This window comes from Devosia sp. XK-2, from assembly GCF_037113415.1.
Lineage (GTDB): Bacteria > Pseudomonadota > Alphaproteobacteria > Rhizobiales > Devosiaceae > Devosia.
Map to the genome: position 1 here is coordinate 1,351,746 of NZ_CP146608.1, position 15,267 is coordinate 1,367,012.

Here is a 15,267-nt window from a genome sequence, read left to right on the forward strand (position 1 = left end):
GCGCGCCCGCAAGTGACTGACCCCGATTTCGGGTATGCGGATCGGGCGGAAAGTAAGATGGATTCTCGCCTCTTTTACGAGCCCCGGGCCAACGGCGTTGAGCACTTGCCCACGGCCTTGCAGATGTTCCACACCACCCCGCGCCTGATGCGGTCGGCCCATTGGCACGCTCAGGTCGAGGTCAACTATGTCGTGCGCGGCTGGGCGCACTATCGCATGGCCAGCCATGAAGTGCGCTTTGAGGCGGGGGACTTCGCTCTATTCTGGGGCGGTCAGCCGCACCGGCTCGATGATGCGTCCGACGATCTGGTCTATGCCGGCGGTCACCTGCCGCTGGTACACTTCTTTCGCCTGCGCCTGCCCGCCGACGTTCAGGCACGGCTGATGCAGGGAGCGACCCTGGTTTCCAGCGCCACGGACGCTGCCGACCCCGTCAATTTCGAGCGCTGGGTCAGCTATGCCCGGTCCGGCGATCCGATCAAGGCCAGTGTGGCGGTCGACGAATTGCTGCTGCGGATCGAACGCTTGCGCTTTTCGCCCTACAAATTGCTGCCCGATGCCAGGCCGGTCGCCGATAGCGGTGGGCTGGACCAGCACACCTCGCCGATCGTGGTGCGCATTTGCGATTTCATTGCCGACAAGTTCCGCGAGGAAATCGACTCGGTCGATATTGCCGTGGCGGCCGATGTCCACCCCAAATATGCCATGACCGTGTTCAGGAAAAGCACCGGCATGACCCTGAACGACTATGTCAACCTCATGCGCCTGTCCTATGCCCAGGCGCTGCTGATGCGCGACGAAGCCAGCGTGCTGGCGGTGGCCATGGATAGCGGCTTTGGCTCATTGAGCGCCTTCAACAAGTCATTCCGCAAGATTTCCGGCATGTCCCCCAGCGATTTCCGGCGCGAGGTGCGCAGTCGCCCTCTCGTGGCCGAAAGCCGGTACAACTAGCGCATGGGCAGGCGCGAGTGGCTTGCTCTGCTGTTCGGTCTGGCGGCCGTCGCGGGGCTGACCCTGCTTAGGGCCGCCGATCCTTACCCTCTTCAGGTGGCGCGCGAGACCACATTCGACCTGTTTCAGCAATTGCGACCGCGCGAGGCACCGGCCGGTCTGCCGATAAGGATCATCGATATCGACGAGGCGTCGCTCGCCGATCACGGCCAGTGGCCCTGGCCGCGTTCCACCATGGCCGACATTGCCAACCGCCTTACCGAACTGGGCGCGGCCGCAGTGGTCTTCGATCTGCTTTTCAGCGAACCCGACCGCCTGTCTCCGTCCAGGTCTGCCTGGAGCGGCGACGACTACGACGCCCTCTTCGCCGCCGCGCTGTCCTCCGGCCCGTCGGTGCTGAGCCTGGCCCAGAGCAGTCGCGCGGAAGAAACTGCTCTGGCACCCAAATCGGGGCTCGCGATGACTGGCGAAGAACCGCTTGGCGCTCTGCCGCAGCTGGGGGGCGCCGCGGAGCCTATTGCCGTGCTGGCCGAGGCCGCCCAAGGTCTGGGTGTTGCCAGTCTGGATCGCGACGGGGCAGGGGTGGCGCGCCGTCTCCCCATGCTTTGGCGCAATGGCGCCTCCGTGTTGCCGGCCCTATCCGCCGAGGCGCTGCGCGTGGCCCTTGGTGTCTCCACGCTCGTGGTCATTGGCGACAGTGCCGGCGCGGGGACGGTCGAGCAATTGCGCATCGGCGACATTGCGGTGCCTACCGGCCCAAGTGGCGATATCTGGCTCTACTATCGGCATCTGCCACCGGAGATCTATGTGCCGGCCCGCGACTTGCTAAGTGACGCTTACCAGAACCTGGCGCCACAGATTGCCGGCCATATCGTGCTGGTCGGGGCATCGGCCAGCGGCCTTCTTGATATTCGCGCCAGCGCCTTGGGCGTCGCCATACCCGGCGTTTCCATCCATGCCCAGGCACTCGAGCAGATGCTGACTGGCGTTTTCCTGGATCGCGCCGATTGGGTCGGCGGGCTGGAAATAGTGGTCTTTGCCCTGGCGGGGCTGCTGATCGTTCTCGCCGTCGTCTTTACGGGCCCCGTAATCGGCCTGCTGATATCGCTGGTGGTCGGCGCCCTGCTGCTGGCGTCCAGTTGGTGGGCCTTTGTTCAACCTCGACTGCTTATCGACCCGAGCTTCGCCCTGCTCGGTGCACTCCTGCTTTATGCGGCAATGGCCTTTTTCCGTTTCGCCGTCACCGACGCCGATCGCCGCCGCATCCGCCGCGCTTTTGCCCATTATGTCGAGCCGTCGCTGCTCAGCCGCATTGAAACCGACGCCCGCCTGCTCAAGCTTGGCGGCGACCTGCGCGATTTGACCGTCATGTTTTCCGATGTGCGTAACTTCTCGGCGCTGGCGGAACGCACCACGCCCGCCGGCCTGGTTTCCATTCTCAACCGCTTGTTTGCCGCCTTGGGTGCCGCCATTGTCGAGCAGCAGGGAACCATCGACAAATTCATGGGCGACGCCGTCATGGCTTTCTGGAATGCCCCTGTCGATGTCGACCGCCACGCCGAGCGGGCCTGCCTGGCGGCCCTGTCTATGCGAGAGGCGCTGGAGCGGCTAAATGCGACCGGTAACGAACCCATCACCATTGGCATCGGCATTGCCACCGGTCCCGCACTGGTTGGCAATATGGGTTTCGAGCGTCGGTTTGACTATTCCTGCGTCGGCGACACCGTCAATGTCGCCAGCCGTATCGAAGGCGTCTGCCGCATGGTCGGTTATGATATTCTGGTCACCGAGGAAACGGCCTCCGCGGCGTCGGACATGGCCTTCCTGCCTGCGGGTTCCGTAGAGCTCAAAGGCATGAGCGGGCGTGAGCCCATCCATGTTCTGGTGGGCAATGCCGGCCTGCGCGCAAATCCCGCTTTTGCCGCGCTGGCATCGGCACATGCGCGATTGCTGGCGGCGCTGGCGTCGGGCCAGGACCATTCCGCCGCGCTCGACGCCTGCCGGCGCGCGGCGCTCGACATCGATGCGCGTCTCGGCGCCTTTTATGACGCCTGCTTGCTGCGGCGCGAGGATTTCGTGGCTGACCCGCGCGTCCGCACCTAAACCCGGCCCTGGCCGAGCAGCACCATGGCGGCGATCAATATGGCGCCAATGACCCAGATCGCGCCAGCAAGCAATGAAAATCCCTCAATGAAATCAAGACCAGTATCTTCTTCATGATCCATAAGGCGCTCCTCCTGGTTCCGGCGTTATGCCGGTTTCTCCCAGGCGAAGTGTATTGCATTCTGTGCGGGCGTCGAGCCCCGGGATCGGAACGCCGTTAGTGGCGAATATAGATCGGATTGCTCAAGGCGCGGCGGATCGGTTGTTCGGCAAGGTCCGGCTCTGCCGCCATGACGGCCTTGCCCGGCACCGACGCCAACAAATCGTCGATGAGATTTTGTCGGCTCGCCTTCGCAATGATCTCGGCGCGCACGAACCCTTTTACGGAAGGCAACTCGAAAGAGGTCCTCCAATCCGTCCCTGTGATCGGCAAGGTAGCGATGGGGCCGGTCGCGTCGACCAGAACGAGATCGTCCCCCTCCGCGCCACACACATATATCTCCAATGACCGCAGATGCGAGACCTCATCACCCATAACGGCCGCCTCGCTGCTGATCTCCAGATGCGGCCCGTCCGGACCTTCCGTAACATATCCGTAACCGGATTTCATCGCGGCAAGCACGGCGTCCTCGCTCAGTTCGGGCAACCACAGCACTGTTGTCGGCCGCGCCAGTACCAGCGGACCTTCTGGCTTCAGATCGGCGGGTTGGTGGTAATCCGAGCCCCCAATGGCCGAAAGGCGCATGCCTTCGGCCAGCCTTTGCTGATAGCGCCCCAGCGAAATCCAGTTATGGTCCAGCCAGGTGGACTGCCAGACCTCCTGGCAATCGGCGGCGGGCATTTCATAGTCCCAGGGAATGACCGGCTTGTCGTGATTGATGGAAAGCAGGCCGCCCTTGTCATGCACGAGCCGCGCCAGCACATGCGCATCGGACGGCTTGGTCATGCGGAAGTCGATCCACTCATCCACCCCGAATACATTGGCGTGTCCCACCGCGGTCGTGACCTCCATGCCGCGCACGAAGACGAGGTCCGGCGAAGACCGCGGATGGAAATAGCGCCGCTGCGTTATCGTGTTGTGGTCGGTGATGGCGAGGAAATCGAGCCCCGCCTGTCGGGCCGCCGCATGCAGTGTTTCAGGCGATCCCTTAGCGTCCGAATGAAAGGTGTGGCAGTGCAGATCGCCCTTGTACCAGCCGGCGCCCTTGCGCATCGGAAAAGTCCGGGGCGGTTGCGGCGCCACAGGGCGCGGCGCGGCATCGAGCGCGATGCTCACTGTCACCTCGGCGCCCGCCTCCGGTACCTGATAAAGTCCCAGAATGACGTTCCACGTGCCGGCTGGAATGTCTCCGTGGACATAACCCGGCGTCGCATCATCCGTGGCAATGAAATAGCTGCTGCGTGCGCCGCCACTCCAGCCGCGAAACCCTTCCGCCGTTGGATAGCCCCTATCGCGCGGATCGAAGGCACCCAGGTCGATGACGCAATCCGCAGCCTTGGCATAGTCCAGCGTCACATCGATCCGGGTCGTGCCCTCGGGCACCTCGAAGGGAATGTAGAAATAGGGATTGCGCGCTTGGTCGGCGCGGGTGACGCGGGCGGTGACCTGCATGGGATTGTCCAAGGGATTATTCCTTCACCCCGCCAACCGTCAGGCCGCGGATGAGGTATTTCTGCATGAAGGGGTAGAAGACCAACAGCGGCACCAGCGCCATGACGATGGCCGCCATGGTCACATTGGGCGCGATATAGTCATTTGTTGACGTCGAACTCTCGCCCTGGATCACGGACTGCAAGGCAATCTGCAGCGTGATCTTTTGCGGGTCATTGATGAACAGCAACGGCTCGATGAAGAGATTGTATTTGTGCACGATCTGGAAGGCCGCCACGGTCAGCACGCCGGGCAGGGCCAGCGGCAGGTAAAAATCCTTGAGCAGCTTGAAATGCCCCGCGCCATCAATGCGCGCGCTCTCGATCATGGATTTGGGCACCTGCTCGAAATAGGTTTTCATCAACAGGATCGAGAAGGCGGACACCAGTTCCGAAACGATCAACGATAGCAGGGTGTTGAGCAGCATGAATTGCTTGAACACTACAAAGAGCGGCACCAGGATCACTTGGGTCGGAATGGTCAGGGTCAGCAGGATCACTCCAGCAATGATCTTGCGGCCGGGCAAGTCTTCCTGGATCAGCACATAGCCGCCCAGTGCCGAAAGCAGCACATGTGCTGCCGTGCCAACGACGGTGACATAAAGCGTATTGGCGAAGGGCAGCACGAAGTTGAGCCGCCGGAACAGCGTATCGAACCCTTCGAAGGAAATCGGATTGGGCCAGAGATTGATGCCCGGTTGCAGCGAACCGAACTTGGTCGAAAAGGCTGTGGCGACAACCGTCCAGAGCGGAATGATCATGGTCCCGGCCAGAAGCAGCAGGATCAGATAGGACAGGAAGCGGATCGAGCGAGAGCGCAGCATCTTAGTTATCCCGCTCCTGCCGTGTCACGATCTGGGCGACGCCCGAAATCATTAGCGAAACGACGAGCAGCACCACGCCCGCAGCACTCGCCAGGCCAAGATCGAAATTGAGGATGCCGCGCTCATAGGTGAAGATCGCCAAGGTCCTGATCTGGTCAGCGGTGCGGCCATTGAGCATCAGGAAGGCCGAGTCGAAGGTTCTGAGCGAACCCAATAGGGTGATCAGGAACACCACCTTGATCATCGGCATCAGGTGCGGCAGCAAAATATCGCGGATTTTCTTGTAGTCATTGGCGCCATCGATATCGGCGGCCTCGAGAATGTCCGGGCTAAGTGACAGCAGGGCGGCCAGATAGATGAGCGCGTGAAAGCCCACATCCTTCCACACCGTCAGCCCGATCACCATGGGCCGTGCCCAGAAGGGGTCGGCAAAGAAGTTGATCGGACTGTCGATCAAGCCCAGGCCTTGCAGTACCGAATTGACCAGGCCCACCGGCGAGAGCGTATTGAGCCAGATGCCGACAATGATGACCCAGCTCAACAGGTAGGGCGTATAAATCGCGGTCTGGAAACCGCGCTTGAGCCAGTCCGGTGTGATCTGCAACAGCGCGATGGCGGGAAGGATGGGCAGCAGCGTGCCCACAATCGTGATGCCGGCGGCAATGATCAGCGTATTCCAGATTGCCTGCCACACCGCGGGCGTGGCGAAAACCTTGGCATAATTGTCCCAGCCGATGAAACCGACGGGACCCAACAGACCGGCCTTTTGTGTCGAGAGATAGATACCCTGCGCCATGGGATAGAACAGAAAGGCGCAGAAATAGGCCAGGATCGGCGCGATCAGCAGATACAACATCCAGTGTCGGCGGATGCGGTCGAACATGGCGGGTCTCTCCAGGGAGAAAGCTGCGGGCCACCGGCAGCACCTGTGGCCCGCCTTCTGTGCTTATTCGTCGATCAGGCCCGCGGCCAGCAACTCGGCATGCATGGCGGCAACCGCTTCGGCACCGGTCACTTCACCCAGCATGGCCTGGAAGGCATGCTTTTCAACGATGGGCTGAGCCTCGCTCCATTCGGCCGGCAGATACTCGACCGAAGCGTGCTCCATAATGATGTCCTGGGCGGCGTCGACACCTGGCAGGGCCGGGAAGGGGTGTTCCCAGGTCGTGGAGGCGACGCGCGGCGCGCCGTGGTCCATACCGTGAGCCTGGCCCTGTTCGGTCAGCTCGTAGCCACCGTCGGCGGTCTTGTTGTAATCCACGCCTTCAATACCTAGCGTACCCATGATGTAGCCGGGTTCGGAATGCCAGAATTCGAGGAATTTCATGGCATTTTCCGGATGCTCGGCATTGGCCGGCATCATCCAGAGCGAGGCATTGCCGCGGCGCAGGATGATGTCGCCATCCGGACCCGGAACGCCCGCGACGCCCTTGGCTTCAAAGCTGCTGCCGGGATGGTCGGTGGCCATGATATTGTTGAACAGACCGACCCAGGCATCCCAATAGGTCACGGCGGCCACGCGATCGGTCATGAACAGGTTACGGAATTCACCTGAGCCATTGGTCACGAAATTAGGGTCGAGAAGACCTTCTTCGGACAGCATGGCGAACCAGTCATAGACCTCTGCGGCGCCTTCGGTGGCGTAGGGAATGGTGCGCTTGCCATCTTCCATAACATAGCCGGCTTTGATGCCGGCGGCCGACATGAAACCCTGGATGTCATAGAGCTTGGAGGTCGAAAGACCGTAGGCGCCGTCCTTGTTCTCATGCGCCCATTTGAAGAAGGCGGTCCAGTCGTCCAGGGTCACCGGCGTTTCCATGCCCGCTTCCTCCAACCAGTCCTGCCGGATGGTCGGCAGGGTGCCGCCTTCGAACTTGTTCGGCACGGCCCATTTGCGGCCATCGATATCGAACAAAGCCCATTCGGCGGCCGGGATCGCAGTTTCATCCGACAGCACTGCAGAGGCAGCGACCATATCGGTCATGTCGGTGATCGCACCCTGATCGATCAGGCCCGGCAACATGCTGGAATCGCCATAGATCAGGTCATAGCGCTCGCCGCTGGCCAGCGAGGTGAACATCACATTGTTATAGTCCGAGGCGGGCTTGACCATCTCGATATCGAGCCCGAGATGCTTTTCCAGCTCGGCGACGAATTGTTCGTGCTCGGCCGCGTCCTTGCCGCCGGTGACGGCCGTCAGGATGCGCAGATCAGCCGCGAGGGCGCTGCTGGCCATCAGAGCGGCGGCCAGAACCGACAGATTGGCGGTCAGAAGTGTCTTCTTCATGGGTTCCTCTCCCGTAAAAGCGAGCTCTTGGCCCGCGGCGACCCGCCCTCCATATGCGGGTCAGATGACAGCTAAATGAAAGCGTGTGCATCCAAATCGTCTTTTTGGCCGTATCTGTTTTGTCATCTTAACGTCGCCAAAGCGGCGGAATGTCATCGATGCTGACTATTTTTGTTTGTTAACCGATGATACAGCCAGCAGGGAATAGACAGTAATTTTGAACACGCTGTCAATCGGAGAAGGGGAGGCACATGTCGGACGCACCAGAACCACGACTCGTTCGTGCCACCGCTGAAATGGTCGCCGAACGCGCCAATGTTTCGCGTGTTGCCGTCTCGCGCGCGTTCAATCCTGGGGCTTCCCTACGAGCCGACAAGCGCGAACTGATCCTCAAGATCGCCCGCGAGCTGAACTATTTCCCCGACAGGGCGGCCCGCACCCTGGTCAGCGGGCGGTCGCATCTGATCGGCGTAATCGTGCCCGATGTCTGCAGCTATTGGGAAAGCCAGGAAATCGACCGGCTAACCACGGCACTGCAGGACGAGGGCTTCGCAACCCTGCTGTTCAAGACCCGGACCGACTATTCCATGGACGAACAATTGCTCGCCTATATGCGTGGTTATAATCCGGACTCGGTCATCGCCTTTGTCGAAAACGTCAAACCCCAGACATTGACGCGGTTTCTCGATCGCGCGGTTCCGATCTATATCGACTATCCGCATCCGGGCGAAACACCGCTGGCGGAGCCGGGGCCGGTATTTGACCGGCTCAATATTCTGCAGCGAGACGGCATCGAGCAGGCGATTGCGCTTTTGCAGGGCTATGGCGTGAAGCGAATTGCCTATCTTTCCGGCAAGACCAAATCCCGCGCCAACACCGCTCGAGAGAGCATGCTATGCACCATAATGGCCGAGCGCGGCCTTGAGCCTCCGATCCGCATGGTCGGCGATTTCGGCTATGAGGAGGCGTTCCAGTCAACGATTGATCTGTTCAAGGTTTTTGGCGGAGCTGAGGCCATCTTCGCCGCCAATGACGTCAGCGCATTCGGCGCGCTGGACGCGCTTCGCCATGAACTGGGCCTGCGCGTACCCGAGGATGTCAGCGTCGTCGGCTTTGACGACATCGCCCAGGCCCATTGGAAAAGCTACAATCTCACCACGGTCAAATTCGATCTCGAGGCGCGGGTGCGCGCTCTGGTGCGGCTGATCCTGCGCCGCCTCAATGAGCCCGATGCCCCGAGCCTTGAAGAAACCCTGACCACCCGCCTGGTTGTGCGCGGCACCGTAGGCTGACCACAACTATGGCAGGTCAACATATCCACCTGGTCTTCAAGACGCATCTCGACATCGGCTTCACCGATCTGGCGGCCAAGGTCAGGCAACAATATCATCACCAGTTCATTCCGCAGGCTATTGCGACCGGCGAGCATTTCTTTGCCGAACATCCCCGGAAGCCGCAATTCATCTGGACCACGGGCGCCTGGCTGATCTGGGATCATCTCAATTCGCAGGGAGCCGAACAGGTTCGTCGTCTCGAACAGGCCATCGAACGCGGTCTGATTACCTGGCACGCATTGCCTTTCACCACCCATACCGAATTGATGTCGCCAGCCACCTTCCGGGCCGGGCTGAGCTATGCGCAAGAGCTGGACCAGCGCTTTGGCCGCAAGACCATCGCCGCCAAGATGACCGACGTTCCCGGCCATACATTGGGCATGGTGCCCTTGCTGGCAGGGGCCGGAATCCGGTTTCTTCACTTGGGCGTTAACACCGCCAGCCCCGTGCCCGATGTGCCGCCGATCTTTCGCTGGCAGGCGCCAGGCGGCGAGGAAGTGGTGGTCATGTATCAGGGCTCCTATGGCGCCACCGATTTTCCCGCAGGGGACGATATTGGCCTGAGCTTTGCGCACACCAACGACAATATCGGGCCGCAAAGTGTCGGCCAGACGGTCGAGGCCATTCGGCATCTAGGCCGCGAACATCCCGGCGCGACAATCGCCGCCTCGACTCTGGATGCCTTCGGCGGCGAAATGTGGGCACGCCGGGACAAGCTGCCCGTCGTCACGCAGGAAATTGGCGATAGCTGGATCCACGGTGCGGGCAGCGATCCCCACAAACTCGCCCGGTTGCGTGCCCTGCAGCGGCTCTATGACGGGTTCGACACCATTGACGAGAAGCGCCGCGCTTTTGGCCGGGGCCTCGCCATGGTTGCCGAACACACTTGGGGCGTCGATATCAAGACCTATCTGCGCGACGAGACAGCCTGGGATCGCCCCGATTTCGAGGCCGCCCGCCGCGCGGACTATCGCTTTGCCTATACCGAGCAATCCTGGGCCGAGCAGCGCGCCTATCTCGACGATGCCCTGGCCAATCTGTCGCCGGCAGACCGCAACCTGGCGGCCCGGGACCTCAATGCGTTCGCCGTCCCCGCCGCGGCCGCACCAATCCAGGGCACCCGGCTGCAAGATAACGGCTGGTCCGCGGACCTCGATCCTGCGACCGGCGATCTGCTGAACCTGACCGGCCCACACGGCCGCTCCGCCACCGGCCAAAACAATTCGCTGATCGGCTACCGCCACGAAAGCTACGATAGTGCCGAACTGCAAAAGCATCTCGACAGCTATCTCCTGCACCGCGCCGAATGGGCCGTTCTGGATCACGACAAGCCCGGCCTCGCCCGGGCCGGGACCGCGCGCAGCACGACCTTCGCCCCTCGTCTCCTTGGCATCGCCGATGCCAATCGCGCCATTCTCGCCATGCCGAACCCTGCCACGAGCGAACTCGGCGCCCCGCCACGCTGCGAGTATAGTCTCAAGGGCGCGGGCGACACGGCCGAACTGACCCTGATCCTGCGCGACAAGCCAGCCAACCGCATGCCCGAGGCCGGTTTCCTGCATCTGTGCCCACAGGCTCTCGTCGCGACGCGGCTGAAAAAGCTGGGCCTCTGGCACGACAGCGCCAACCAGGTCCGCCGCGCCGGCGGACAACTCCAGGCAATTGAAGCGCTTACGCTTGAATGCGCAACCGCTTCATTACGCGTCGAGCCTCTCGACTGCGCGCTGATCGGGCCGGCCGCCGCGCCTTTCATGCCCTTCCAGCCCGACATGCCGGATTGGTCGTCCGGCGCCCGCTTCAATCTCTACAACAATAAATGGGGCACCAATTTCCCCATGTGGTGGGAGGGCACCATCGCCTTCCGGTTTGTCCTGAGGCTGAGCGCCGCCGCCTGATTCCGGCTCTACCACACAACCTTATGCGTCTCCCCCGTCGCCACATTGACGAACCCTTCAGGCGCGAGCGGCGAGGGCGCCACCAGCACCCAGCGCCATGGCGCACAGGTCAGCGTGGCAAAGGCCAGGCGTTCGGGAAATCCGGGCCACCAGCGTGGCGAGAATGTGGGTTCATACATCCATTCGATGTTGGCTCCCGCCGCATAGAGCGCCGCCATTTCCGCATCCAGCTCGGCCGCCGGCCGGCAGGTCATTAATCCCCCGACCTCATAATGCACGCGCGCCAAAACGGCGCCGCCGCTGACCAGCGCCCAGCCGCCCTGCATGTCGGTGAGCGTATTGACCGCCAGCGCCATGGCCTCGTCGGACGATCCGACGACCCAGATATTGTGCTTGTCATGCCCCATCGAGCAGGCCAGGGCCGTGTCCGGCGTTCTGGGGCCCGTGCCCAGCCAGAACATTTTCGCAGTCTTACCCTCACCGGAAAACCGGTCGACAATCGCAAACTTCGTGATGTTGCGGTCCGCGTCGCGCTGCACCAGCCCGTTTTTGACCGGCAATGTCGTGGTGATGAATTCGTCGTGCCAGTGAAACGGCCGCAGCAGCGCTGCATTGGCGGTGTCCTGGGCCCCCGCAGGCGCGGGGATAGCGAAATCCTCGGCGCGCAATTGTCGCTGGATATTGACCGTGTGGGTCGCCCAGTGCGGCCAGGCGATCTCGGGCACGGGCGCAATATAGCTCTGGCCCTCGGAGACCTGCCCACCATCGGCCCAGACCTCGGCAATAGAGAGCTTTTCGACTTCATCGAGCAATACCAGATCGGCATAGCGGCCCGGCGCAATGGCACCGACCCACGGCGTCAGCCGCATGTGTCGTGCCGGATTGATGGTGACCATTTGCACGGCCACTTCCAGCGGCAACCCGGCCTCCATCGCCAGCCGGACATTATGGTCGGTCGCGCCCAGCTTGAGCGTGTCGGACGCGCTGCGATCATCGGTACAGAGCGCGAAATTCGACCAGTCCTGCTGCCCGGCGGCGATAAGCCCTTCGAGCATCTCCTTGAGCGAATGGGGCCGCAGCTCCATGAACAGCCCCCGCCGCAACTTGTCTGCGACCTCGTCCGCCGTCCAGGCCTCATGGTCCGATGCCATGCCGGCAGCGGCGAAAGCGCTGATATCGTCGATAGCCCGCATGCCGGCGGCATGGCCCTCGACGACGCCCCGCTGCGCAAACGTGGCCTCGATCATGCCCCAGAGCCGATCATGGGAGGGGTTTCGAGGGTTCCACACCGCCGGCCAGTCCATGACTTCGTCAAGGCCAGGCACGGTCATATGGTCGCGCAAAAAACCGTTCTGTTCGTCAAAACCATAATGGCCGCCGCCCCATTCATAGGCGGTCGGCGGCACGGCCGAGCCGGGCAGGGGAAATATCTTGGCGGGCGAACCGGCCTTGCGGGCGGTCATCCAGAATTCGAGATTGCGCGGCCCATCCACATTGGAAAATTCATGGCTGGCCTCGCAGGTCCAGGTGCAGCCATGCGGCAGCACCAGCGCCGCTTCCCATTCCGGGGTCAGGTGGCTCGATTCGATATGCTTGTGTACCTCGCCAAAACCGGGCACGGCAGCCAGCGACGACCGGTCGATCCGTTCGGCTGCCTCGCCCCGCCATGCCCCGCTCGGCCCTACCCAGGCAATCCGACGGCCAGAAATGACGATCTCCTGATCCTCATGCCAGTTTCGGCCATAGACATCGAGCAGCCGGCCGATCCTGACTACCCGGTCTGCAGCGGCCTTGCCCAGCGCCACCAGTGCCAAATGTCTGCGGATGGCGACTTCATCGCGCGCATTGATGATGAGATCGTCTGGAAGACCGACCATCAGCTAAGCTTTCCTGCATCCAGGGCCGCCATGATCCAGTCGCGGTAGCGCTGGTCCTTGTCCGGAATTTCCGGCACGACCTTGCTCGCCTCTTCCATGAAATAGCGATAATCGCGTCCCTGCCGCTGGCCCGACAGCGTGTGCATGTCCCGCGCGACATCGGGTATTTCAGGGCGCAGTTCGCCAAGCTGGGTCCCGCGCATGGCCCAATTGACCATGTCGTCGCTGGTGCGGTCCTTATCCGAGGCGCACAGCACGCGAATGGCATGCGCAGCAAATAGAAAGCGGTCACCCGACGGGCGGTCATGGCGCTTGTGCTGCTGGTAGAGCGTTTCCACCAGCACCGGTGCATCGGCGCGGCCGAGCCCGATATCTTCCACCGCGATCACGCATAGCCGCGACCACAGCTTCTCCTCCATCTCCGGGCTGGTCAGATACATCTCCCAACCCAGAAGTAGGGCATTGTCGGTCATTGCCCTGCGGATGGATTTCTGCAAGGCGGAGATCACCTCGTCGGCGGGCAAGCCATGCTCGGTGGTCGTGCGCTGCCACGGATCGGCGGGTTGCTGAACCGAAATGCTCATCAGATATGCCCCGCTGCCCAATCGGCGATTTGTGTCCAGAGCCGATTATAGCCGGCCCATTCCACAAAAGGCGGCGGCGCCCAGTGTGGGCCGCAATCGGAGGCAAAGGCAACACTGCGGCCTTTGCCGAACTGGCCGGCAACCAGCAATGGATCACCCCCCGCGGCTGCGACCAGTTCGCCACCGGGCTTCACTGCAAGCCGATTATAGCCAAGCAGGTCTGGCCAAGGTCCTTCAAGCCCCGCGACCATTGGATGGCCGGCTGCGGTCACGCTGGGCGTCACGCCCTGCGGCGTCTCCACGCGGTCATCGGTCTGCAGCAGCGACACGGGCAGGGCCTCCTCCACGGCCGAGCCGGCATATTGCCCCTTGGCGTCGATGCCCTGGAAGGTCAGATAGCCGCCCACCATCACCAATCCGCCTCCATTGCCGACATAGTCCCGGATTGCGGCAAGCCGATTGGGCAGCACCTTGGATTTACTGAATGTGTCGGGGTGCAGCAGCAATGTGTTCGCGCCGATATCGGACAGCACCACGCAGTCAAATTCGGCCAGCGCCTCGGCCGTGAATGGAAAATCCCGCGCCGCGACATGAGCGGGTTGGTAAGTCACCTGCCATCCGCCCTTTTCCAGCGCGTCGCGCAGCCAGCGCACGCCTTCGGCATATTCAGTGGTCGTGAAACTGTCGAAACCCTTTTGGTGGATCGAATGGACGGTCCAGGACTCGCCGGCAATGAGAATTCTCTTGATCATTTTGTGGCCTTGATGAAAGGGACCGCCACGGAGTGACGGGGAATAAGCCGGACCGGCAATCGGGTCTCGGCGGGTGGAATTTGTGTGCTGTCCAGCAGCGCAAGCAGGTGCCGCACGGCCAGGCGACCCATGTCCTCGACCGGCTGGTGCACCGTGGTCAGCGGCGGATCGACGAGTTCTGCAAATGCCATGTCGTCAAAGCCGACCAGGCTGAGATCTCGGGGTATCGTTAGTCCTAGCGCGCGTACCGCCTTCATCACGCCAATGGCGATATAGTCCGAACAAGCCAGGATCGCGCTGGGGCGATCCGCGGCGTCGAGCAGCACATTGGCCGCGGTCTCGCCGAATTGGCTGGTATAGTCGCCCAGCATGACGCGGCCCGGCGGCACAGCGATGCCCGCTTCCTCCATGGCCCGGGCAAATCCTGCTAGCCGCTCGGTCACGCTCATCAGCCGGTTGGGGCCACCAATCAGGGCAATATCCTTGTGTCCCGCCGCCAGCAGATGACGGGTCGCCTGATAGGCCCCCTCGACATTCTCGACAAAAATGCGCGGCACGCTCACGCCCGCAATGTCTTCGTCGAGCACCACCACATTGTCCCGGCCCTCGAGCAGGCCAGCCAGCGTCCCATCGTCCACACGATTGGTCATGATGATGAGCCCATCCACATGGCCGTCGCTCATGCGGCGTATGGCATCCGCTTCGTTTCCGGCGCCGCTGCTTGTTGAAGAGATATAAACCGCATAGCCGTGCTCATGCGCCTCAAGTTCCACGGCGGCTGCCAGCTCGGCAAAGAACGGGTTGGCAATATCAGGCGTCACCAGGCTGATTGCCTCTGCCTTCCCCTTTGAAAGCCGGCGCGCCAGCACATTGGGGCGGTAGTCGAGCTTGGCTATGGCCGCGTCGATTCGGTCCCGCGTCGCCTGCGGCAGCTCGATCCGATTGTTGAGATAGCGCGAAACCGCCGTGGGCGAGACCCCGGCCTCGGCAGCAACTTCGCTCAATGTCGC

13 protein-coding genes are annotated in these 15,267 nt (G+C 62.1%); 4 read left to right on the forward strand and 9 right to left on the reverse strand.

The window, feature by feature from the left end:
- The first annotated feature begins 57 nt into the window (after positions 1 to 57).
- Both V8Z65_RS06510 and V8Z65_RS06515 read left to right on the forward strand, forming a co-directional pair.
- Positions 58 to 951, forward strand: a complete 894-nt coding sequence (locus V8Z65_RS06510) for a helix-turn-helix domain-containing protein (RefSeq protein ID WP_338723302.1) — start codon at positions 58 to 60, stop codon at positions 949 to 951.
- 3 nt (positions 952 to 954) lie between these two features.
- On the forward strand, positions 955 to 3,054 hold the full coding sequence (locus tag V8Z65_RS06515) for an adenylate/guanylate cyclase domain-containing protein (protein WP_338723304.1): 2,100 nt from the start codon (positions 955 to 957) through the stop codon (positions 3,052 to 3,054).
- Here the strand turns inward: V8Z65_RS06515 and V8Z65_RS06520 are convergent.
- The 5 genes from V8Z65_RS06520 to V8Z65_RS06540 all read right to left on the reverse strand — a co-directional run bounded on the left by V8Z65_RS06520 (position 3,051) and on the right by V8Z65_RS06540 (position 7,815).
- Entirely contained in the window at positions 3,051 to 3,176 is a 126-nt protein-coding gene (locus tag V8Z65_RS06520) for a hypothetical protein (RefSeq protein WP_338723305.1), read from the reverse strand. The two genes, V8Z65_RS06515 and V8Z65_RS06520, sit on opposite strands and share 4 nt — an antisense overlap.
- 95 nt (positions 3,177 to 3,271) lie before the next feature.
- On the reverse strand, positions 3,272 to 4,666 hold the full coding sequence (locus V8Z65_RS06525; protein WP_338723306.1) for a CehA/McbA family metallohydrolase: 1,395 nt from the start codon (positions 4,664 to 4,666) through the stop codon (positions 3,272 to 3,274).
- Positions 4,667 to 4,682: 16 nt separating this feature from the next.
- Positions 4,683 to 5,528 (reverse strand): carbohydrate ABC transporter permease, encoded by an 846-nt coding sequence (locus V8Z65_RS06530; protein WP_338723307.1) that lies wholly within the window; start codon positions 5,526 to 5,528, stop codon positions 4,683 to 4,685.
- Between the two features lies 1 nt (position 5,529).
- On the reverse strand, positions 5,530 to 6,411 hold the full coding sequence (locus V8Z65_RS06535; RefSeq protein WP_338723308.1) for a sugar ABC transporter permease: 882 nt from the start codon (positions 6,409 to 6,411) through the stop codon (positions 5,530 to 5,532).
- Between the two features lie 63 nt (positions 6,412 to 6,474).
- Entirely contained in the window at positions 6,475 to 7,815 is a 1,341-nt protein-coding gene (locus V8Z65_RS06540; RefSeq protein WP_338723309.1) for an extracellular solute-binding protein, read from the reverse strand.
- Between the two features lie 251 nt (positions 7,816 to 8,066).
- Between V8Z65_RS06540 and V8Z65_RS06545 the strand changes: the two genes are divergently transcribed.
- Both V8Z65_RS06545 and V8Z65_RS06550 read left to right on the forward strand, forming a co-directional pair.
- Positions 8,067 to 9,107: a substrate-binding domain-containing protein gene (locus V8Z65_RS06545; protein WP_338723311.1), complete on the forward strand. Its 1,041-nt coding sequence runs from the start codon at positions 8,067 to 8,069 to the stop codon at positions 9,105 to 9,107.
- Positions 9,108 to 9,115: 8 nt separating this feature from the next.
- Positions 9,116 to 11,044 carry a DUF5054 domain-containing protein gene (locus V8Z65_RS06550; protein WP_338723313.1) on the forward strand — a complete coding sequence of 643 codons (1,929 nt, stop codon included), beginning with the start codon at positions 9,116 to 9,118 and terminating at the stop codon, positions 11,042 to 11,044.
- 8 nt (positions 11,045 to 11,052) lie between these two features.
- Here V8Z65_RS06550 and V8Z65_RS06555 read toward each other — a convergent pair whose 3' ends face one another.
- From V8Z65_RS06555 to V8Z65_RS06570, 4 genes are read right to left on the reverse strand one after another with little or no spacing between them, the layout of a single operon-like run.
- Complete coding sequence (locus V8Z65_RS06555) at positions 11,053 to 12,921, reverse strand: adenine deaminase C-terminal domain-containing protein (RefSeq protein WP_338723315.1); 1,869 nt, start codon at positions 12,919 to 12,921, stop codon at positions 11,053 to 11,055.
- Entirely contained in the window at positions 12,921 to 13,505 is a 585-nt protein-coding gene (locus tag V8Z65_RS06560) for an AAA family ATPase (protein ID WP_338723316.1), read from the reverse strand. The genes V8Z65_RS06555 and V8Z65_RS06560 overlap by 1 nt, the downstream gene beginning before the upstream one ends.
- Positions 13,505 to 14,257: a glutamine amidotransferase gene (locus V8Z65_RS06565; RefSeq protein ID WP_338723317.1), complete on the reverse strand. Its 753-nt coding sequence runs from the start codon at positions 14,255 to 14,257 to the stop codon at positions 13,505 to 13,507. The genes V8Z65_RS06560 and V8Z65_RS06565 overlap by 1 nt, the downstream gene beginning before the upstream one ends.
- Entirely contained in the window at positions 14,254 to 15,261 is a 1,008-nt protein-coding gene (locus V8Z65_RS06570; protein WP_338723318.1) for a LacI family DNA-binding transcriptional regulator, read from the reverse strand. The genes V8Z65_RS06565 and V8Z65_RS06570 overlap by 4 nt, the downstream gene beginning before the upstream one ends.
- Positions 15,262 to 15,267 lie beyond the last annotated feature (6 nt).